The organism is Aliiglaciecola sp. 2_MG-2023 (assembly GCF_030548145.1).
Lineage (GTDB): Bacteria > Pseudomonadota > Gammaproteobacteria > Enterobacterales > Alteromonadaceae > Aliiglaciecola > Aliiglaciecola lipolytica_A.
Window position 1 is genome coordinate 138,925 of the sequence record NZ_JAUORY010000008.1, and the last position, 21,170, is coordinate 160,094.

Here is a 21,170-nt window from a genome sequence, read left to right on the forward strand (position 1 = left end):
GGCGAGAACATAAGGATTAAAACAAATGAAAGCAGGTGTATGCCATATATTGGTCAAAGATAAACAGCAAGCGGAAGAACTAAAACACCAACTTGCGAAAGGTGCCAATTTCCAACAACTGGCGAAAAAATACTCACAATGTCCTTCCGCTAAAAAAGGCGGCGATTTAGGTGAGGTGAAACCGGGGCAAATGGTTAAAGCGTTCGATAATGTGGTATTTAAAAAACCAGTTTTGACAATTCATGGCCCGGTAAAAACCCAATTCGGTTTTCATTTAATAAAAACACTTTATCGCTCGTAAACGCCTCAAATCCTTCAATTTGCAAAAAAATCGCAAAAAACACCACAAAAATAGATTTTTTTTAACATAAACCCTTGAAGTCAGTAAGGCTATCCCCATCTTTGCTCGCAGATACTCATTCGAGTTGAGGTGAAAGCCGCAACTCACCCCCCGACGTTCGGGAATTTTAACTTTAAAATTGGAATTTTCAGGAGATTTGAAAATGGCAATCCGTCCTTTACACGATCGCGTTATCGTTAAGCGCCAAGAGCAAGAAAGTAAATCTGCTGGTGGCATCGTACTAACTGGCTCTGCGGCCGAAAAATCAACTCGTGGAGAAATCGTTGCTGTTGGTAATGGTCGAGTTTTAGATAATGGTGAAGTGAAAGCGCTTGACGTTAAAGTTGGCGACGTAGTGATTTTTAGTGATGGCTATGGTGTTAAAACCGAAAAACTAGATGGCGAAGAAGTGCTTATCATGAGCGAAGGCGACATCCTAGCGGTTGTTGAATAACAGCATAATCAATTAGACAGAATTAAGAGGAAATTAAACATGGCAGCTAAAGAAGTACGTTTTTCTGATGACGCTCGCAACAAAATGCTTGCAGGCGTTAACATTCTTGCTAACGCGGTAAAAGTTACTTTAGGACCTAAAGGTCGTAACGTTGTTCTAGACAAATCTTTTGGCTCTCCTACCATCACTAAAGATGGTGTATCTGTTGCTAAAGAAATCGAGCTTGAAGATAAGTTTGAAAACATGGGCGCACAGATGGTTAAAGAAGTTGCGTCTAAAGCAAATGACGAAGCCGGTGACGGAACAACGACTGCAACTGTACTAGCGCAAGCGATTGTAACTGAAGGTTTGAAATCAGTTGCTGCGGGTATGAACCCAATGGATCTTAAGCGCGGTATCGACAAAGCTGTTTTGTCTGCGGTTGAAGAACTTAAAAATCTTTCTACTAAATGTGCTGACAGCAAAGCAATTGCTCAGGTTGGTACTATCTCTGCAAACTCTGATTCAGAAGTGGGTAACCTTATCGCTGAAGCAATGGACAAAGTAGGTAAAGAAGGTGTTATCACTGTAGAAGAAGGCCAAGCACTTCAGAACGAACTAGAAGTGGTTGAAGGTATGCAGTTTGATCGTGGTTACCTATCTCCTTACTTCATGAACAACCAAGAAAATGGCACTGTTGAATTAGACAGCCCATACATCCTTTTGGTTGACAAAAAAGTCACTAACATCCGTGAATTGCTACCAACTCTAGAAAGTGTTGCTAAAGCATCTAAGCCGCTATTAATTATTGCTGAAGATGTTGAAGGCGAAGCTCTAGCTACATTGGTTGTTAACAACATGCGCGGTATCGTTAAAGTTGCAGCTGTTAAAGCGCCTGGCTTTGGTGACCGTCGTAAAGCAATGCTACAAGACATCGCTACACTAACTGGCGGTACTGTTATCTCTGAAGAGATTGGTCTTGAGCTAGAAAAAGTTCAACTAGAAGATTTAGGTACTGCAAAACGTGTTGTTATCAATAAAGACAACACTGTAGTAGTTGATGGCGCTGGTGACGAAGAAGCGATTAAAGGTCGTTGTGCTCAAATCCGTGGTCAAATCGAAGAATCTTCTTCTGACTATGACAAAGAAAAACTTCAAGAGCGTCTAGCTAAATTAGCTGGCGGTGTAGCAGTCATTAAAGTTGGTGCTGCAACTGAAGTTGAAATGAAAGAGAAAAAAGCACGTGTTGAAGATGCACTTCACGCTACTCGCGCAGCGGTAGAAGAAGGCGTTGTAGCTGGTGGTGGTGTTGCGCTAGTTCGTGCAGCAGCTAAATTCGCTGACCTAAAAGGTGACAACGAAGACCAAACTCACGGTATTAAACTAGCACTACGTGCTATGGAAGCTCCTCTACGTCAAATCGCATCTAATGCTGGCGCAGAAGCATCTGTAGTAACTAACGCAGTTAAAAACGGTACTGGTAACTTCGGTTACAATGCAGGTAACGACACATACGGCGACATGCTAGAGATGGGTATTCTTGACCCAACTAAAGTAACTCGTTCTGCACTTCAATTTGCAGCGTCAATTGCGAGTCTTATGATCACCACTGAAGCGATGATCGCAGATGCTCCAGCTGATGACGCTCCTGCTATGCCTGATATGGGCGGCATGGGCGGCGGTATGGGTGGAATGGGCGGCATGATGTAAACTGCCCACTATACCTTTCATGGTATTTCATGAAATTTCAAAAGCCCTGAATATCAATATATTCGGGGCTTTTTTCTAGCTTTTGCTATTTCAACCAATCTCATTTGATTGCAATGAATTTCATAAAAATAGGGGTGCAAGTTGGGGTACCACTCTGTCAATGCTTTTTAAAATTAGGTATATTCCAAGATTGTAACGGTATGATTTAACTAGAGACTTCGTTAGAGGTAAAATTCCATTAACTAACGAGGTCAAAATGCCAAAGAAAACATTAACAGCAGAATTTAAACGTGAATGTGCAGAGCTAGTCATTGTTCACGGTTATAAGTATAAAGATGCAGCCGCAGCGATGAATGTGGGATTATCATCAATTCAGCGTTGGGTAAGCCAATATCGAAAAGAACAACATGGTGTCACGCCCAAAGCCAGCGCATTAACGCCAGAGCAAATAAAGATTCAAGAGTTAGAAAAGCAGGTTAAACAACTAAAAAGTGACAATGCCCTGTTAAAAAAAGCTTCGGCCTTTTTCGCTATGGAAATGAGCAACGGCAGCAAGTAGCTGCCAAGCTGAAAAAGGCTGGTAGTAAAGTTCAGCAAATATGCCGTTGTTTATCCATTGCTGTTAGCTCGTTTTATTATAGAGCTAAACCAAAGCTAATTTGTCCTGAGCGAGTCAAACTCGATGCTGCCATGAAACAAGTTCATGCAGATATGGACGCGACTTACGGTAAGGTACGTATGCACGGTGAGTTACAAGCACTCGGTTTTGATATTGGCCTTCATCGTGTACGCACTTCGATGAAGCGATTAGGGCTAGTTGCCAAACGACCTAAACAACATAAATATCCTACTGGTGGTAAGGCGTCTGTAATAGCTCCTAATTATTTAAATCGCCAGTTTAACCCTGAGCATTTAAACAAGTTATGGTCTGGTGATATTACGTATATTCGCACGCAACAAGGCTGGTTGTACTTGGCTGTAATCATGGATTTATGCTCTCGCAAGGTCATTAGCTGGGCATTCTCAGATAAGCCTAATAGTGAACTAACTACAAGAGCATTAAGGCTAGCTGTAAATAAACGGCAACCAACTGATGGCGTACTATTCCACTCAGATCAGGGTGTGCAATATACATGTGAGGCATTTCAGCGTTCATTGAAAGAGCATGGGCTCATCGCAAGTATGAGCCGAGCAGGGAATTGTTTAGATAATGCGGTTACTGAACGCTTTTTCCGAAGTCTGAAATCGGAACGAATTAACTACCGTCGTTATCAGACAAGGCGTGAAGCTATGGCTGATATTATTGATTACATCGAACCGTTTTATAACCAGAAGCGACGACACTATAAATTAGGAAATGTCTCACCAGCAGAATATGAGATGAAATTAAAGAAAAGTGCCTGAAGAAGTCTCCAAGTTTATTTGACCGTTACAGTCTGAACGCGGTGTTTCATGTAGGCTTTCATCTAAATTTAACTCTTTCAATGCTTGCTTCAGATAATTCTGATGAGCCTCTTTCCCCGAAGCGCTTAAGGCTGTCGCGATAACGTAGACATTCAGCTTGACGTTTCGAGTAGTATTCCTACTAACAATCGCTGACAATGTTAACAGTGCCACGATTGGCCTTAGCTCTGGTAACGCTCGATACTCGATTCTCTCCAGATCTAGGCATATATCACCGGCCAATCCAGGTGGTTTCGATAGGTCAATTTCACTCAAACACTCGTTAACATATGACGGTAGCAAATTATAATTCACTGCCATCTTAGACCCAGTTTCCCGTGGTGCCGTTTTGTTTGCAAAAATATTACTTTTATTGCGCGGTTGCTTTTTGTTGTCTTGGCGACTTTGGTTGAAACTTAACATTCTTTTAATAAGTCGCTGAAGACGGATGAACGCAAAATCAGTCATGATTATGCCTCCCTATCTACGCGCTGTTCTTCTAACCAACTTTCTATCTCAGAGCGACGCCATCTCACTGACTGACCATTGAACCGGAAAGGTAAAGGTAGCTGAGATCCTTTCCTCCACCGCCAAATTGTCACCTTCGATACACCCAACATTTCGCCCAGCTGGTTAGCATTAATAAACCTATCGTCCTGTGGTTTCATGTTAATCTCCTTTTAAGTCTTTGAAACACACAGTGTATGGTTGACGATTATCCTAAAAAGGTAACAACGAATCTAAATTAACTTGTAACTCCATGTAATATAATGTTATTTAAGCGTAACAAACTAATTGAATTAAAGGTGGAGAGGGCTTAAATAGGCAGTCAATGGCCGTAAAAAACATTCGTTATCTCACTAGCGGGAGTATTTTTGATAACTTGGGTGAATAACAATCGTAAGTTAGAGTTAAAAATGATCAAAATGTTAGTCTATTAATAAAGGATCTATTTTAGGAAAATCAACACCCAAATTTCTTGTTTATTCCCTAATTTTCTCATATTTTATATGCAATAATATTAGGGACTCAAAATGTCTGACGAAATACTTACTCTCAAAGAGCTTGCCGAATATCTCAAACTTAATGAAAAAACTGCTTATAGGCTGGCAGCTGAAGGCAAATTGCCAGGATTCAAAGTTGGGGGAAGTTGGCGTTTTAAGGTCGTGGATATTGAAGCGTGGATAGAAGAAAAAAGAATTAAAAATAATTAAGGTTTAGAGCAAAAAATGGAATTAAAAGAAGGTTATATTTTAGACTACATTAGCGGTTTACCAGTTAAGGCTACTCCAGAAGAGATAGACGCCGTACAAGTTTTTTCTGAAATTCTAGTTGTTGACTATGGTTATCCTGTAGAACACATTCAAACAAGGCCTCAGTGGCGAGTAAAAGTTAGACCTTCAGATAATAAAAAAGAGTACCCCATAGATATTGGTGTATTTGGAGGTGAAGAACATACAGAAGAAAATGTCGAAATTATTATTGAATGTAAGAAAAAGAACCGCAAAGATGGCCGAGGACAGCTCGAAGACTATCTTCGATTTTCTAAAGCAAGAATAGGTGTTTGGTTTAATGGAGATGAAAGAGAATATATATACAAGACCGAAGTTGATGGTCGAATTGAATTTAACCAAATACCCAATATTCCTCGTTATGGAGAAAGAGTTGAAGATATTGGTAAGTTCAAACGTAAAGATCTTAGACCTGCAACTAATTTAAAGTCGGTTTTTAAAACTATTCGAAATTATCTTGCCGCAAACGCTGTAGGGATAACACGTGACGAAGTGTTTGCTCAACAACTAATCAATTTAATTTTTTGCAAAATATACGACGAACGTTTCACAAGAAAAGACCAGATGGTCACATTTAGATCTGGTACTGGTGAAAGTCCAGAAAATGTAATGAAAAGAATTGTAGCCTTATTTGAAAAAGTTAAACAACAATACGACGATGTTATTGAAGTTGCCGACTCAATAATATTAGATGAAAAAAGCTTAGCCTATGTAGTTGGGGAATTACAATTGTATTCTTTGCAGGATAGCGCAAGAGATGCAGTAGGAGATGCTTTTGAGGTATTTATAGGCCCGTCACTAAAAGGAGGGCAGGGTCAATTTTTCACGCCTCGAAACGTCGTTAAAATGGTTATTGATATGGTAGATCCCACTGTTGATCAAAAGATTATTGATCCTGCTTGTGGGAGCGGTGGATTTTTAGTTGAAGGATTGAGACATGTCTGGGCAAAAATTGACAAACAAGGAAAAGAATTAGGTTGGCCAGATAATGAAATTGAGGCTGAAAAACAAAAGGTAGCTATCAAAAACTTTAGAGGGATAGATAAAGATTACTTCCTCAGTAAAGTTGCAAAAGCATATATGGCTATTCTTGGAGATGGGAGGGGAGGAGTCTATTGTGAAAATAGTTTGGAAACCCCTACAAACTGGTCTAATGCAACAAACGATGGCATTCAAATGGGAAAGTTTGACTTAGTTGTGACGAACCCGCCCTTTGGAAAAAAATTAGCTATTGACTCCGAGGATATGTTAAAAAAATACGATTTGGGTCATAAGTGGAAACACAATTCGAGTAACGATAATTTTGAAAAAGGAAAACTCGAAGATAAACAACCTCCACAGATCCTATTTATAGAGCGTTGTTTAAACCTTCTCACTGAAGGTGGCACCTTAGGAATTGTCCTATTAGAAAGTATATTCGGAATGCCAAAATATAGATATGTTGTTGATTATATTGAACGCAAAACAAATATTAAGGCAATCGTCACAATGCCTGAAGACTTATTTCAACCACACACTCATGCTAAATGCTGTGTTTTGATTTGTGAAAAAAAGTTCACTGGTCAAAAAGATAAAAAAACGCCAATCTTTATGGCTGACGTTAAGTGGTGTGGCCATGATAGTAGAGGAAATCCTACAATAAGAAAATCAGCAGAAGGAGTTGACGAACTCTTGGACGATATTCCAAAGGTTGCGGACATTTATAGAAAAGGGTTTTCAAACAAATGATTTCTTATTGGCTAGATGTCTCGAGTATTAAAGAAAGAACATATATCCCAAAATACTATGATCCGTCTCTTACTGAAAAACTAGATAAACTGAAAGACACACACGATATTATTCAAATATCGGAACTCGTAAAGCGAAAAGTTCTATCAATAAGTACTGGTAACGAGATAGGGAAGTTAGCTTATGGCACTGGGGATATACCGTTTATCAGAACTTCTGATATTTCGAACTGGGAAACTAAAACCTTTCCCAAACAAGGTGTTAGTGAAGATATATATGCTCTTTATAAATCGCAACAAAATGTTCAATTGGGAGACATTCTACTGGTAAGAGATGGGACTTATCTAATTGGTACAAACTGTATAATTACTGAGCTTGACGAAAAGATAATTTATCAATCTCATATCTTTAAGATAAGAGTCAATGATAAAGAAGCTCTTGATCCTTATCTATTGTTTGTTCTTATCAATTCACCACTATTCCAAGAACAAATACGAAGCGTACAATTTACTGCCGACACAATTGATACAATTGGGAATAGATTTATGGATTTATATCTACCTATTCCAAAAAATGAAAGAATAAGAAAAGAGGTCGCCGAATCAGCCTTAGATAGTATGAAATCTAGAGAGATTGGAAAGGCATTCATTAAACATGCTCCAAACTTAATTGAGGAAGTCTTACACTCAAATTCGACTATACCGATAGAAAACTTCTTGAAAAGCACATGGAGTGACATTCTAGAAAATATGAATTCAGATACTGTTACGTCAGAGTTTGGACAATTCGAAACATTTTGGATTGATTCTACAGAAGTTAAAGATCAAATTTATTTGCCTAAATACTATGACCCGGATGTCGCCAATGAAATAAAGTCTTTATCCGAAACTTGCGACTGCCTAACAGTACAGGAGCTTATCGACAGGAGATTAATTCAAATAAATACTGGTGACGAAATTGGGAAAATGGCTTATGGCACCGGTGATATTCCATTTATTAGGACGAGTGACTTCTCAAACTGGGAAATCAAACACGATCCAAAGCAGGGGATTTCTGAAGAAATTTATCAGGAATACGCCACCAAGCAAGATGTTAAATGCGGAGACATTATTCTTGTGAGGGATGGAACATATTTAGTTGGTAGCTCTTGTATTATAACCCGTAGTGATGAAAGAGTTCTCTATTGTGGTGGGCTCTATAAGATACGAGTCCTCGAAAACAATGAAATTGATGAGTGGATGGTACTAGGCCTGCTTAATTCTTATATAGTTAAGCGACAACTACGCACTAAGCAATTCACCAGAGATGTAATTGATACGATAGGACAACGCTTAAAAGAAGTTTACTTACCAATTCCAAAATCTGCGGAAGTGCGTCAGCAGCTAAGTTCAAAAATTAAGTCAATTGTTGAAGACAGAATAGATTCACGTGTGAATATTTCCAAACTTGCCAAAGAAATAGCGTAGCATGTCAGGGGTTTGGGGAAACTCATAATTCAACGACAAAAAGTATACACATGGGGTATATAGTGGGGTTTCAATATTAATTAAGAAATTAATTTAGCTTAAAATCAATAACTTGAGGTGCGAATGGGCGGCATGATGTAATAGATTTTTCTATTACCGCTTAATCTACTGAGTTTTTTGAAAGCCCGAATAGCAATATTTGGGCTTTTTTATTATTTGTTAATCAATATCTAATACCATTGTTGTTATGTATTAATTCGGACAAAGCGAAAACTATCTTCCAAACAAACCTACTGACTTCTTCGATACGAAACCGGACGCTAACATCAATGGATTTATGAGCTGTTTTTAGTGTTCATAAAGCCTCCATGAAGATGGTTGTACTCCTCTTTAAAATGCAGTGATTGCAGTTAAATTGTCATTTATAACACTTTTCATACTAAAACAGTTGTCCTTACTACCGTGGTAAGCTTTAACCTCAGCTTAGTTCTACAATTCAATTAAGATGAGAAGCTTATGAATACAACTACACAATTCAAAATTGACGGTATGACCTGTGCTTCATGTGTAGGTCGTGTTGAAAACGCGTTACTTAAAGTGGTGGGCGTGACTAATGCTACCGTCAACCTAGCTACAGATACGGCAACGGTTCAAGGTACCGCCAGTCATAGTGAATTAATTACCGCTGTTATTGAGGCCGGTTATCAAGTGCCAGTAAAGGTAAAGCAATTTGGTATTGGAAAGATGAGCTGCTCCTCTTGTGTGAAGCGGGTCGAACAGGCATTGCTAAAAGTAACCGGTATGGTCAGTGCATCGGTAAATTTAGCCACCGAGCAAGTACAAGTAAGGACTTTATCCTTTGTAACCGATGAACAATTAGCCCAAGCCGTGACACAAGCCGGTTACCTTTTTATCCCGTTAAACAATGACAGCGTGATACAAAAAACCAATAAACATCAGCCTTTTTATACTAAAGCTTGGTGGCCCGTATTGGGAGCAGGCTTACTTACCTTGCCATTGGTGTTGCCGATGTTCGGCATGTTATTTGCGCAACAGTGGATGTTACCGCCTGTTTGGCAATGGTTGTTAGCTACGCCAGTTCAGTTCTATTTTGGCGCTCGTTTTTATCGTGCAGGCTGGGGGGCATTAAAAGCTGGCATGGGCAACATGGATCTTCTTGTTTCCATCGGTACCAGTGCAGCCTTCGGATTATCTTTATATTTGTGGTGGAGCTTTGATAGCGCTCATGGCATGCCCCATTTGTATTTTGAAAGTAGTAGCGCAGTAATCACCTTGGTTCTGCTGGGTAAATATTTAGAACACAAGGCAAAGCGCCGAACAACTGATGCACTTAGAGCATTGGAAAATTTGAAACCTGTTGAGGCGACAGTGCAACGTTTAGGTAAATGGCAAAAAGTGGCCGCTTCATCAGTGCAATCTGGTGAAAAAGTAAAAGTAATACCGGGCGAAAGTGTGCCTGTTGACGGTGAGGTTTTACAGGGGCAGAGTCATCTGGATGAAGCGTTAATTAGTGGCGAATCGATTCCGTTAAGTAAAAAAGAAGGTGATATTGTCACGGGGGGCTCACTTAACTTGGACGGTATTTTGGAGATCCGTGCCACTAATGTTGGTACCGAATCTACCTTATCTAAAATCATTGAACTAGTCGAGCAAGCCCAAGGAGCAAAAGCTCCCGTCCAAGCAATAGTGGATAAAGTCAGCAGTATCTTCATTCCTGTGGTGTTATTGGTCGCACTTACCACTTTATTGGTGACAGGTTTAGCGTTTGATGACTGGACCAATGGCATTCTCAATGCGGTAGCCGTTTTAGTTATCGCTTGTCCATGCGCACTTGGTTTGGCAACTCCGGCAGCTATCATGGCAGGCACTGGAACTGCTGCCAGATTAGGCGTATTGGTTAAAGATGCAGTGGCGTTAGAGCAAGCAAAAGAAATCAATTTAGTCGTATTTGATAAAACAGGCACCTTGACTCAAGGCAAACCTGTTGTAAATAAGATGACAGTCATCAGTGGCAGTGAAGAAGCTGTATTGCAGTTGGCCTATTCCTTACAAATAAATAGTGAGCACCCATTGGGCAAGGCAGTGGTTGAAAAGGCATTAACCAAAGGGACACAACCAATACCTGTCGATGAATTTCAGGTTGTCGCAGGTTATGGTGTCAAAGGCAATATTGCTGACAAGTTAGTATTGATGGGCAGTAGTCATTGGATGCAAGAATTAGGTGTAAAACTACCAACTGATCAAATAGAAATACTGGGTGCTTCTGTTTCTTGGTTGGCTAGTCAGCAACAAGATCAAATAACATTACTTGGCCTGTTTTGTTTTAGTGATAAATTGAAGTCTGATGCGCTGCAAGCTGTGAAGCTATTGCAACAACAAGGTATAAAGGTGGCTATGCTTACCGGTGACAATCAAGCGAGTGCAACATCGGTGGCGACAGAATTACAGTTAGACGATTTTAAAGCTGAGGTGCTGCCAGCAGATAAAGCAAAATATATTATGGAATATCAAGCGCAAGGTTATCAGGTTGCCATGGTTGGTGATGGCATTAATGATGCCCCAGCGCTAGCCCAAGCAGATTTGGGTATGGCAATGGCGTCTGGTACTGATGTTGCCGTTAGCGCAGCTTCTTTCACGTTAATGCGGAGTAAACCAAGCCTAGTACCCACGGCATTAATCATTGCAAGGATGACTTATCGTAAAATACAGCAAAATCTTTTTTGGGCCTTTATCTTTAATGCTGTGGGAATTCCACTCGCAGCCTTTGGTTATCTTGACCCCATTATCGCCGGTACTGCAATGGCATTTAGTAGCTTATTTGTCGTCAGTAATGCATTGTTATTGCAACGTTGGACTCTGAAGGAGAAATAACATGGATAAACTTGTCACAATTGGCAAAGCCGCTAGTTTAACGGGGGTGTCAGCCAAAATGATTCGATATTATGAAGAAATTGGCGTATTGAAAAAAACGAGTCGCACAGATGCCGGCTACCGACTATATAATCAAGCACACATTCAACAATTGGGGTTTATCCGTCGTGCGAGAAAGTTAGACTTCTCCATGGCTGAAATTCAGTCACTACTCAAGTTCTGGCTCGATACTGACAGAGAAAGTCGTAACGTGAAACAACTTGCACTGAATCATTTACACGAGATTAATGAAAAGATACGTGAGCTTGAGAAAATGAAAGAAGTGCTACAGAAACTAGCGGATAAATGTGATGGTAATGATAACTCTGACTGCCCTATTTTAGAAGGCTTAGCTCAACTTTCATCCGAATAACGAAGGTGAATTGCAGTCAATATCTATAGTGAGAAAAGTTGGTCAATTGAATTGGATGTTACAAACCGATACTGTAATTTTACCCATTAAACTTGTACTTAGATAACGACCTCTTCAGGTATATATTTATCTCGATCCTTAAACAAAAAAACGCTGTTTTTGCCTGTGACTGAATATTGAATTTCACAACTGCTAACTTGCGCATTGCGCATCAAATAAGGATTAAAGAACTTTGCATTGATCAGTTGAACTCACAGCTTAAACCAGCCCCACAAACGAGCAGTAAATGTCGGTTAGTATTGCACTAAATATCATCATGGTATTGCAAAGGGTAATGTCAGCTATTGGCTAAAAGCCGTCCATTGAGAAGGCTTTTAGTATCTAACGTTTGTCTGCCATGGTGGCTAAAGCTAACTAATTATTTGGAAAAATAAACTTCTGAGCTAGAACTGCTTTGAAAACTGATATAACGCTGTGAATATTAAATGAAACAAGAAGTAGCGAAAGGTTTTGAACAGCTAGCTGCGGGCGAATTGTCAATCATAATGTCATGGATAAATTTGAACAAGCTTCTCTTTCAGTAAATAAACAATCTGAAAGTAAGGGCGATAATGCCAACCTATAGGCTTTCTCCTATAGTAGAAGAAGATTTATATAAAATAATCGCTACGACAATTAGTTCATGGGTAATGAGCAAGCAAAGTCAGAGAGTCGCGAAGTCAATGTTATAGCACTGGGACATCTGGATGTAATCCTGAGCCATTCACATACACATCTGGGCCATATACTTATACAAGTGGGACATAGGGCAGAAGATGGTCGAATTTGTAATGGTCAACTTTTCTTGGACTCTTTGTTAGGCACTTTTCATTAATTTCATCTCATATTCGACTGGTGAGATGTTACCCAGTTTATGATGTCGTCGTTTTTGGTTATAAAACGGTTCGATGTAATCGATAATATCTACCTTGGCTTCTTGTCTCGTTTTATATCTTCTGTAATTTACTCGTTCAGACTTTAGACTTCTAAAAACACGCTCTGTCACTGCGTTATCTAGGCAATTTCCTGCTCGACTCATACTAGGTTGAATGCCTAATTCACGCAAACATTGCTGAAACGACTCACTGGTATATTGAGCACCTTGGTCTGAATGAAATATAATCCCAGTTAACGGCTCCCGTTTATTCACGGCTAGGCGTATTGCTCGCATTGTTAATTCTGTATTTGGTTTATCTGAGAACGCCCAACTAATTATTTTTCTGGAACATAGATCAACGATGACCGCAAGGTACAACCAACCTTGACCTGTTCGTATGTACGTTATGTCTCCTGACCAATGGGTGTTCAGTTGCTCAGGGTTAAATTGTCGATTTAAATGATTTGGCACAATGATTGATGCTTTTCCTGCCCACGGATACTTATGTAATCGAGGGCGTTTAGCTATCAGTTTACACTTTCGCATTAATCGTCGTATTTTATAACGACCCACTCGGTAACCTTGATGATTAAGCTCTATCATCATTCTGCGACTACCATAAGTCGCATCCATTTCGTTGTGAAGATGCTTTACCGCGGCTTCTAAACGAATTTCATCTGGTTTTAACGGTTTAGGTTTTGCGTTAAAGTAAAACGAGATACGCGCCAATTTAAAACAACGACAAATATGTTGAACACTAAACCCAGCCTTCTTCAACTTTAGCGCGACTTGCTGCCTTTGTTCATTTCGATAGCGAAGAAGGCTGACGCCTTTTTTAATAAGTTGTTATCACTTTCTAGCTGTTTAACTTGTTTCTCTAACTCTTGAATTCGTTTTTGCTCAGCTGTAATTGCTGAGGCTTTTGGAGTGATACCACGTTGCTCTTCTTTATATTGTCGTAACCATTTCTGTAATGTTGAATAACCAACATTCATAGATTCAGCGGCTTGCTTAACTGGATACCCTTGAATGGTGATCAGCTCTACACATTCCAATTTAAATTCAGTTGTAAACTTTTTCATTTTTACCTCGTTGGTTTTGGTTATGATACCTCCAACAAAGTGTCTTGAAAAATTAGACCATTACAATAGATGTGACGCAACGTCATCCAGAGCAAGACTATCCTGACTTGAGCCAAAATATTCGCTTGTTGATAAGCTTAATGCAAACTCAAATGCCAAACGATAGCGTACAAGAGTACGTTGAATATTTGCACAAGGTAGAATCTACAGCGTCCGACACCTAACCGAGTATTCAGGGTATAAAGGATAATCAGGGAGCAAACAAAGCAAATTGAAGATGATTCAATTACTAATGCAATTCTTTCACAGTTTCCAGCTGCAATATTCCGCTCATGTATGGATTAATCTATGTTTTTAGCGTTAAAACAGCCACTTAGTTTAGCTGGTAAGAAGTTTGCTACATACAAACCGTAAACAAATCATTATTTAGGTTAGGTTGGTTAAACAGAATAATAATACAGGACACTGTTGAGCTAACCGTTTTTATGGAGGTATAGAATGAAGAATACTAAACTTTTAGCAGGCGAAAAATTTCCAACAATACAAATCACAGATACTAACGGCAATTTAGCAAGTCTTTCGGATGCAGCACACCTTGGTGAGGATAAAGACAAGTGGTCTTTGGTTGTTGTTTACCGCGGGTATCATTGTCCGATTTGCCTCAAATATCTAAATTCACTTACCGATTATACAGAAAAACTAAAATCTTTGAACATCGACGTAGTTGCCGTTTCTGCTGATACACCAGAGCAATTAGACAAGATGAAAGATAAAGGATTAGATGTTAACTTTCCGGTTGTTACTGGTTTAACCTTAACTCAAATGCATGCACTGGGGTTATACATTTCAGATCCTATGAGTGACTCTGAAACCGACCATGCTTTTCCAGAGCCTGGCTTGTTTGTAGTCAATCCAAAAGGTGAAACCGTGATGATTGAGATTGCAAATGCACCTTTCATTCGTCCAGATCTGGAACAGTTCGTTAGTGGACTTGAGTTCGCACTCAACAAAAATTATCCAGTGCGCGGTACTCACCAAAATTAATGTTTAAATAATCGTTCAGATTAGGTCGGCATTGGCTTCTATTGCTATCCAATTTGGAAAAGGCAATTGCCAATGTCGACCACACTTAACTTCAGCTTAGCGTCCCTCATCAGCCTAATTTTGATTCCTACCTGCGAGTTTTCGCTTGGTTTTAATCGATAAAACCGCTAATCATCAGTCACCTTTGTTTTACCTTCTTTGCAAGACGAAGGGCGTCTCACCTTTAATATCCTACGATTGCCTTTCTTTGTCTTAACAATCTAGTTGCATAAAAAAAGAGCCGATAAAATACCGACTCTTTTGGATTTCAATGGATTTTACATTCAATCCGCAGTTTAGGTGACTAGGTTCTATTGTTGATTGATTACGACCGATTTAATATTCACGAATTCTGCTATGCCAAACCCACCATGTTCTCTGCCATAGCCACTGGATTTCACGCCACCAAAAGGCAGGTTGGGCTGAGCTAATCCATAGCCATTAATATTGACCATGCCGGTATCAAATTCTTCAATGGCCATTTTCACCGCCTTATCTTCATCTGCTGAAAAGATACCACCACCTAAACCGTACCTTGAATCGTTAGCGACCTTCATTGCTTCTTCGTTGTCTTTAACTTTAATCAGAGCGGCAACTGGACCAAATAACTCATCGTCATAAGCGGGCATACCTGATTGCACATTTTCAAGAACTGACGGTGGGTAAAAATAACCCGTCATATCTGGGATTTCGCAACCTATCAAAACTTTTGCCCCTTTATCAATGGACGTTTTAACTTGCTCATGTAATTCGTCTCGCAAATCTTCTCGTGCCATAGGGCCTAAATCTGTTTCTTTATCGTTAGGATCACCCATTTTCATATTTTTAAGTTGGTCAACGAAGGCTTGTTTGAATTCGTCATATTTCGCTTCAGTAACAACGAAACGTTTGGCGGCTACACAGGTTTCCCCATTGTTGATCATTCGCCCCTGAACACAGGCTTGCACCGCGGTTTCAATATTGGCATCATCAAGTATCACATATGCATCGTTACTACCTAATTCCAAGACGGTTTTCTTTGAATGTTTACCTGCTGTTTCAGCTACTTTTTTACCTACACCGTCACTGCCTGTAAAAGTAACACCACGTACTTTGCTGTGTTCAATAAGCTGGGTTGCCATAGACCCTTTGATGATGAGAGATTGATAAACGTTTTTTGGAAAGCCTGCCTTTTTGTACATCTTTTGAATTTCAACAGCCATGCCAAATACATTGGAAGCATGTTTCATCACTGTGGTGTTGCCGGCCATAATGTTGCTGATGCTGTATCTAATGACCTGATATAGAGGAAAATTCCATGGCTGAATACCTAAAATAACACCTATAGGTTGGTAGCTGATTATCGCCTTGCCACCTTCAATTTCCCGCTCTTCGTCTTCCAGAGCTTTTATCGCTTCGGTGGCAGTGTATTCACAAATGCCTGCACAAAGTTCAATTTCTTGTTCACCCTGGGCGCGCACTTTGCCCATTTCTGCGGTCATTAATCTGAGCAATTCACTTTTATTTTCGCGAATTGTGCTGGCCAAGCTTAATACCAGTTCCGCACGTTGATCTTTAGGTGTGTTTCGCCAAGATAAAAATGCCTCATGACTTTTATCTACGGCTGCATTTGCTTCTTCTAAGCTCAAAAGTTGGAACTCGTCTAGTACCTGCTCAGTAAAGGGATTAATTGTTTTTACTGTGTTCGACATGATATTTCCTCTTTTTAATTCAACGAAGCTGTAGGTGCAAAACCTTTACCAACTTGTAACCTTATGAATTTAAGATGAAATTTGATTTTTCGAATTTAATTTTGTGAACTTGATTCAATACCTTTGCAAAATATTCACAGTCAACATGCAAGGTGATTGGTCTTGAAGAAGTAAATAAAAAGCCCGTAAAATTGATATTTACGGGCTTGTTAATAGAGCAATTTCAGCTTAGTGTTTTGTGAACTCTAAAAAACGTCTATTACTGCTGATTGAAAAGTTTAATGGAAGCTAACTTTTAATAATTCCACTGAGTCTGCAAAGGTCAGAGTTTGCAGTTCGCCTTTACCTTCAACATTAATCGTGTTGACTTGTTGTGGCCATAAATCGCGTAAGGCATCATGACGTATACTCAGATTCTCTAACTTAGCAGGCTGTGTGGTTTCCTGATAAACCCAGAAAAACTTCCCCTCTATTTCATGACCAACCACTTTTAGAGGCAAGGCTTTTTGCTGACTATCAAACAAGTAAAAGCGTTTGCTTACATAGTCGCTAAACTCATTTTGAGTCTTTTCTGAATCGAGTATATCCGCGTCTTTACCAAATATTTCTTTTACCGCATGCTCGGCATCATGAACCCTAAAGCGGTGCATGATTTCAATATTCTCAGTGCGCGGATTAAACAACACTGTGCTTATCGAGGTCTTTTGTTGATGTGCACTTAGGGAAAACGCTGTTAACAACAGCGCCCCTAAAGCTAGTTTGATGAAATTATTCATGCTCAATTATTGTCGTCTTCTTCAATATCGTCTTCATCATAGGTTTTTAGTTCGGTTTTTATATCTTGCATAATGTCCCGATAAACCTTGCCGCTACGCTTTTTGGTTTTGTAAGCTTCAATCCGCGACGGAATAATTTTAGGTGGATAATGGTTGTTGCTTATATCCACGTCAGCTGTTTCCCAGTGGGGGTCAACAGTCACACTAACTAGCTCTTTGTCTTTGTCAGTGATAATCAGTTTGCTAACCGCTTTAGGGGTACGACGCCAGATTTCTGCTGGAATATACTGGTTTTCAACACTGCCGTCAGCAAAGGTTAGCTCCAGTATAATTGGCATGACTAGACCACCTTTATTGGAAAAGTCCAATACATAGTAGTTTTTGTCTTCTTTCACAGCGCGTTCTAAGGCTGTTTTTTCCCATGGTTTGAGTTTGCTTAAGAACTTCTGATAAGCATTGCGTTCTTTGTTGGTTACCGTGAAACGATCATTCTCGTCATAAAAATCGGTAATATCAGGGAAACGCTCAATCCAAAGTTTGCGTCCTTCCGCTTTGTTACGGATGTCCGTTAACGATTCAGGTTTATCCAACTCTTCTTGGCGCTGACGAGCAAAATCGATATCTGGATCATGGGTGTCTAAACGTAGTTTATAGATTTTATCTATGGAGATATCAACATGGTCTGTACTGTAAAACCAACCACGCCAGAACCAATCTAGATCAACCCCAGAGGCTTCTTCCATAGTGCGGAAAAAGTCTGATGGTGTAGGGCGCTTATACTTCCAACGTTGCGCATACTCTTTAAATGCAAAGTCGAATAATTCACGGCCTAGGATAGTTTCGCGCAGAATATTGAGGGCTGCGGCAGGCTTTGTATAAGCATTAGGACCTAATCGTAAAACGCTGTCTGATTGAGTCATAATGGGTACTTGATTTGATGACTTCATGTAATCCACAACATCTCTTGGTTCAACACCCCAAGGAATACTAGGATCCCATTCACGACCGGCTACACCGTCTAAAAAGCTATTTAATCCTTCGTCCATCCAAGTCCACTGACGTTCGTCTGAATTGACTACCATTGGAAAATAAATATGACCAATTTCATGGATAACTACGCCTATTAAGAAACGCTTTTCAGCTTGCGAATAAGTGCGGCTACCATCTTTTTGCAATTCAGTACGAGGACCGTTAAAGGTGATCATCGGATATTCCATTCCACCTACAGGGCCATTCACTGATTGTGCAACGGGGTAGGGATAATCAAAGGAAAAACGAGAATATACTTCTAAGGTTTGGATGATTGATTCGGTGGAATACTTTTCCCATAATTTGCCGCCTTCTTTAGGGTAAAACGACATCGCCATGACTAACGGTTGATCATCTCCACCTTGCTGGTGGCCACGGGCATCCCACATGAATTTGCGTGACGAAGCCCATGCGAAATCACGTACATTGTTAGCACTGAATTTCCATGTTTTTGTTGCGTCTGTGCCTTCTTTCTCGTTTTCTAGCGCTTCTTCAGCCGTCACCACGAAAACGATACGCTCTGCATCTTCAGCTTGCTTTAATCGTTTGCGTTGGGTAGAAGTGAGTACATTTTTGGGGTTTTGTAACTCGCCAGTGGCGCTGACAATATGATCCGCAGGTACAGTAAGTTCCACCTCGTAGTTACCAAACTCCAAGGTAAATTCACCTCGACCAATGAACTCTCGGTTAGTCCATGCTTCGTAATCAGTATAAGCATGTAAACGCGGGAACCATTGGGCTAATAAGAAAATATCATTTCCGCCTTCTCGTTCATCATCAGGGAAATGTTCATAACCTGAACGTGCTGTTACGGCATCTTCTTCGACAATATTAAACGCGTAATCAATATTGAATACGGTTTTTTTACCCGGCTTCAGGTGACGAGGTAAGTCGATACGCATGTTGGTACCCACTATTGTGAATTTGAGCTTGTTACCGTTGCTGTCGGTCACTGACTGAATATCAAAGCCTAATTCGTGGTCATCGGTAAATTGCTGGCGACGCAGTGCACCTAAGCTAAGCTGTGCGGGTTTATCAGATGATGCAGTTGCCGTTGCTGGACCACGGTTACCAATACCACCAAAGGTGGTGGTCATGGCCGACATTGAGTCGTTGCGAAATTTATTCTGCTCTAATTGCATCCACAAATACTTTAACGTATCCGGTGAATTGTTGTGGTAAGTGATTTGTTCACTGGCTTCAATTCGACGCTTTTGTTCATCTAATTTTGCCTTGATTTGGTAATCTACTTGCTGCTGCCAATATTCATGACCGGGTTCACCTGCGGCGTTGCGATACACATTGGGAGTAGGAAGAGATTCATCTAGCTGACGAAATTTATCTTCAAAATCGCCTTTTGTTTGATTAATTGCTGCGTTTGCAAAGCCAATCGCAAAACATGATAGCAAAGCTACCATAGAGAGTGGTTTAAACATTGTGTTACCTGATTGTTGTATAGAAAATTTGCAATGTGAGCAGAGTTTTAATCGACACCTTCAACGACATGCAGTTATTATTATTTAAAGAATGCTTCTTTGAGTAACAAATGAGGGGCTGTAAAAGCTACAAAGTTACTTGAAACATCATTTAAATCTTACAACAATGAGCTGAAAAACTGAATGTTATAACTTAGTGATTGTTTTTTTGATTTAGCGAAGTTTGTATCAATATGCTTACATAGTTTGCTAAATTTGTTTAATTAAAACACGAAGATAATGGCTATATGGTAAAAATAGCGAAGGTGACTAGCTAAGTTTGGTTTCACCGATGAGCAATCAAAATGGCTGAGATGTTGTCTTTACCACAATCTAAGAAGCGTAAAGCAGCGCAAAAAACCATCAAAAAAATTAAAGAAATAAAAATTTACCCAGAGATTGGTCTGTATGTGTTTTAATTTTTTGTGTTTTAATTTTTAAAAAGTCAGGAATTGCTTTCTAAATTTGTAGTTGCTAGGATCAAACTTCAAAACTGGATGTGGGGACGACCTCACCGCTCTATTTTATTTTTTGGGGACGACCTCAACTTAATAAGAGCGTTATTATGTCTTGGTTTATTCTCATTATTGCAGGGTTTTTGGAAGCTGGTTGGTTAGTCGGTATTCAAAAATCTGAATCATTTACTCATATTCCCTACGTTATACTTGCTGTGTTATCTATGGCACTGAGTTTACTGTTGTTTTCAATTGCAACAAAAGACATTCCCATTAGCCATGCATATCTTGTTTGGTTGGCTGTTGGTGCGTCTAGTATTTCAATTATTAATCATTACTTCTTCGATCAAAGCCTTTCTATTAAACAACTTATTTGTTTAATTATCATTGCGTTGGGAGTTATTGGTTTGAAGTTGAGTAGTTAATTTCAAGAAGATTTACGATTATAAAAAGAGTGAGATATTTATGTCTGGTGAAAAAGATTTAGCCAAACTTATTGCTTCAATGGAACCCGTTTTGTTGCCACAAGAGTATGTGTTTGCGACTTTTGAAACTTATGATTACCAAATGCTGCAACAGTTGAAACCGATAAGCACGTTTTTAGAAAAAGAAGGTATGTCGGTGATTATTGAAAAACACCTCGCCGATAAGCAAAAAATTGCTTATTCAGGGGTATTTAAGTGTATTACCCTAAATGTGCACTCAAGCCTTGATGCCGTTGGTTTAACCGCCGCTATCTCTAAAAAACTTACCCAATCAAATATCAGTGCAAACGTGGTTGCTGGTTATTATCACGATCATATTTTTGTCAGTACCAAGGACGCCGCTCAAGCTGTTAAAGATTTAAAGGATTTGGCAAAGAACGGTTTAGTCAACTGACAAGGCTGTTAATTGTAATGAGCCTGTTTAGTTGGAGCTGTGTTCATATTCAGCTTCAGCTTTGACCT

At 39.6% G+C, this 21,170-nt stretch carries 21 protein-coding genes; 14 read left to right on the plus strand and 7 right to left on the minus strand.

Annotated features, from left to right (window positions below):
• Positions 1-25 precede the first annotated feature (25 nt).
• The 5 genes from Q4567_RS10565 (at position 26) to Q4567_RS10585 (ending at position 3,887) form a co-directional block, all read left to right on the plus strand.
• On the plus strand, positions 26-301 hold the full coding sequence (locus Q4567_RS10565; protein ID WP_216047865.1) for a peptidylprolyl isomerase: 276 nt from the start codon (positions 26-28) through the stop codon (positions 299-301).
• A 202-nt stretch (positions 302-503) separates the two neighbouring features.
• Positions 504-794 carry a co-chaperone GroES gene (locus tag Q4567_RS10570; RefSeq protein WP_216047866.1) on the plus strand — a complete coding sequence of 97 codons (291 nt, stop codon included), beginning with the start codon at positions 504-506 and terminating at the stop codon, positions 792-794.
• 39 nt (positions 795-833) lie between these two features.
• Positions 834-2,483, plus strand: coding sequence for a chaperonin GroEL (groL, locus tag Q4567_RS10575; protein WP_216047867.1), 1,650 nt, complete (start codon positions 834-836; stop codon positions 2,481-2,483).
• A 256-nt stretch (positions 2,484-2,739) separates the two neighbouring features.
• Complete coding sequence (locus Q4567_RS10580) at positions 2,740-3,042, plus strand: transposase (protein WP_303500328.1); 303 nt, start codon at positions 2,740-2,742, stop codon at positions 3,040-3,042.
• Between the two features lie 8 nt (positions 3,043-3,050).
• Positions 3,051-3,887, plus strand: coding sequence for an IS3 family transposase (locus Q4567_RS10585; protein WP_303500391.1), 837 nt, complete (start codon positions 3,051-3,053; stop codon positions 3,885-3,887).
• Here the strand turns inward: Q4567_RS10585 and Q4567_RS10590 are convergent.
• Positions 3,870-4,394 (minus strand): hypothetical protein, encoded by a 525-nt coding sequence (locus Q4567_RS10590; RefSeq protein ID WP_303500330.1) that lies wholly within the window; start codon positions 4,392-4,394, stop codon positions 3,870-3,872. The genes Q4567_RS10585 and Q4567_RS10590 overlap by 18 nt on opposite strands.
• Positions 4,395-4,396: 2 nt before the next feature.
• Entirely contained in the window at positions 4,397-4,594 is a 198-nt protein-coding gene (locus Q4567_RS10595) for an AlpA family transcriptional regulator (protein WP_303500332.1), read from the minus strand.
• Positions 4,595-4,960: 366 nt separating this feature from the next.
• Between Q4567_RS10595 and Q4567_RS10600 the strand changes: the two genes are divergently transcribed.
• From Q4567_RS10600 to cueR, 5 genes are all read left to right on the plus strand, one after another.
• Positions 4,961-5,140: a helix-turn-helix domain-containing protein gene (locus Q4567_RS10600; RefSeq protein ID WP_303500334.1), complete on the plus strand. Its 180-nt coding sequence runs from the start codon at positions 4,961-4,963 to the stop codon at positions 5,138-5,140.
• Between the two features lie 15 nt (positions 5,141-5,155).
• Positions 5,156-6,946: an N-6 DNA methylase gene (locus Q4567_RS10605; protein ID WP_303500335.1), complete on the plus strand. Its 1,791-nt coding sequence runs from the start codon at positions 5,156-5,158 to the stop codon at positions 6,944-6,946.
• Complete coding sequence (locus Q4567_RS10610) at positions 6,943-8,412, plus strand: hypothetical protein (protein WP_303500336.1); 1,470 nt, start codon at positions 6,943-6,945, stop codon at positions 8,410-8,412. The genes Q4567_RS10605 and Q4567_RS10610 overlap by 4 nt, the downstream gene beginning before the upstream one ends.
• A 516-nt stretch (positions 8,413-8,928) precedes the next feature.
• Positions 8,929-11,304, plus strand: coding sequence for a heavy metal translocating P-type ATPase (locus Q4567_RS10615; protein WP_303500338.1), 2,376 nt, complete (start codon positions 8,929-8,931; stop codon positions 11,302-11,304).
• A gap of 1 nt (position 11,305) precedes the next feature.
• Positions 11,306-11,716: a Cu(I)-responsive transcriptional regulator gene (gene cueR, locus Q4567_RS10620; RefSeq protein WP_216047879.1), complete on the plus strand. Its 411-nt coding sequence runs from the start codon at positions 11,306-11,308 to the stop codon at positions 11,714-11,716.
• An 856-nt stretch (positions 11,717-12,572) separates the two neighbouring features.
• Here the strand turns inward: cueR and Q4567_RS10625 are convergent.
• Both Q4567_RS10625 and Q4567_RS10630 read right to left on the minus strand, forming a co-directional pair.
• The gene (locus Q4567_RS10625; RefSeq protein WP_303500393.1) at positions 12,573-13,472 is read right to left on the minus strand and encodes an IS3 family transposase; all 900 of its coding nucleotides are present in this window, start codon (positions 13,470-13,472) and stop codon (positions 12,573-12,575) included.
• Positions 13,412-13,714, minus strand: coding sequence for a transposase (locus Q4567_RS10630; RefSeq protein WP_216047876.1), 303 nt, complete (start codon positions 13,712-13,714; stop codon positions 13,412-13,414). Before Q4567_RS10630 ends, Q4567_RS10625 begins: the two co-directional genes overlap by 61 nt.
• A 71-nt stretch (positions 13,715-13,785) precedes the next feature.
• Between Q4567_RS10630 and Q4567_RS10635 the strand changes: the two genes are divergently transcribed.
• Both Q4567_RS10635 and Q4567_RS10640 read left to right on the plus strand, forming a co-directional pair.
• The gene (locus Q4567_RS10635; RefSeq protein ID WP_303500340.1) at positions 13,786-13,938 is read left to right on the plus strand and encodes a hypothetical protein; all 153 of its coding nucleotides are present in this window, start codon (positions 13,786-13,788) and stop codon (positions 13,936-13,938) included.
• Positions 13,939-14,212: 274 nt separating this feature from the next.
• Positions 14,213-14,758, plus strand: a complete 546-nt coding sequence (locus tag Q4567_RS10640; protein WP_216047884.1) for a peroxiredoxin-like family protein — start codon at positions 14,213-14,215, stop codon at positions 14,756-14,758.
• 350 nt (positions 14,759-15,108) lie between these two features.
• Here Q4567_RS10640 and Q4567_RS10645 read toward each other — a convergent pair whose 3' ends face one another.
• The 3 genes from Q4567_RS10645 to Q4567_RS10655 form a co-directional block, all read right to left on the minus strand.
• Positions 15,109-16,488 carry an NAD-dependent succinate-semialdehyde dehydrogenase gene (locus tag Q4567_RS10645; protein WP_216047885.1) on the minus strand — a complete coding sequence of 460 codons (1,380 nt, stop codon included), beginning with the start codon at positions 16,486-16,488 and terminating at the stop codon, positions 15,109-15,111.
• Positions 16,489-16,766: 278 nt separating this feature from the next.
• A complete protein-coding gene (locus Q4567_RS10650; RefSeq protein WP_303500342.1) occupies positions 16,767-17,264 on the minus strand; it encodes a DUF6702 family protein in 498 nt (165 codons plus the stop codon).
• 2 nt (positions 17,265-17,266) lie between these two features.
• A complete protein-coding gene (locus Q4567_RS10655) occupies positions 17,267-19,729 on the minus strand; it encodes a M1 family metallopeptidase (RefSeq protein ID WP_303500344.1) in 2,463 nt (820 codons plus the stop codon).
• Positions 19,730-20,333: 604 nt separating this feature from the next.
• On the opposite strand from Q4567_RS10655, the gene Q4567_RS10660 reads away from it, so the two are divergent.
• Entirely contained in the window at positions 20,334-20,648 is a 315-nt protein-coding gene (locus tag Q4567_RS10660) for a multidrug efflux SMR transporter (protein ID WP_216047888.1), read from the plus strand.
• A 40-nt stretch (positions 20,649-20,688) separates the two neighbouring features.
• Positions 20,689-21,102 carry an ACT domain-containing protein gene (locus Q4567_RS10665; RefSeq protein WP_216047889.1) on the plus strand — a complete coding sequence of 138 codons (414 nt, stop codon included), beginning with the start codon at positions 20,689-20,691 and terminating at the stop codon, positions 21,100-21,102.
• The last annotated feature ends 68 nt before the right edge of the window (positions 21,103-21,170 follow it).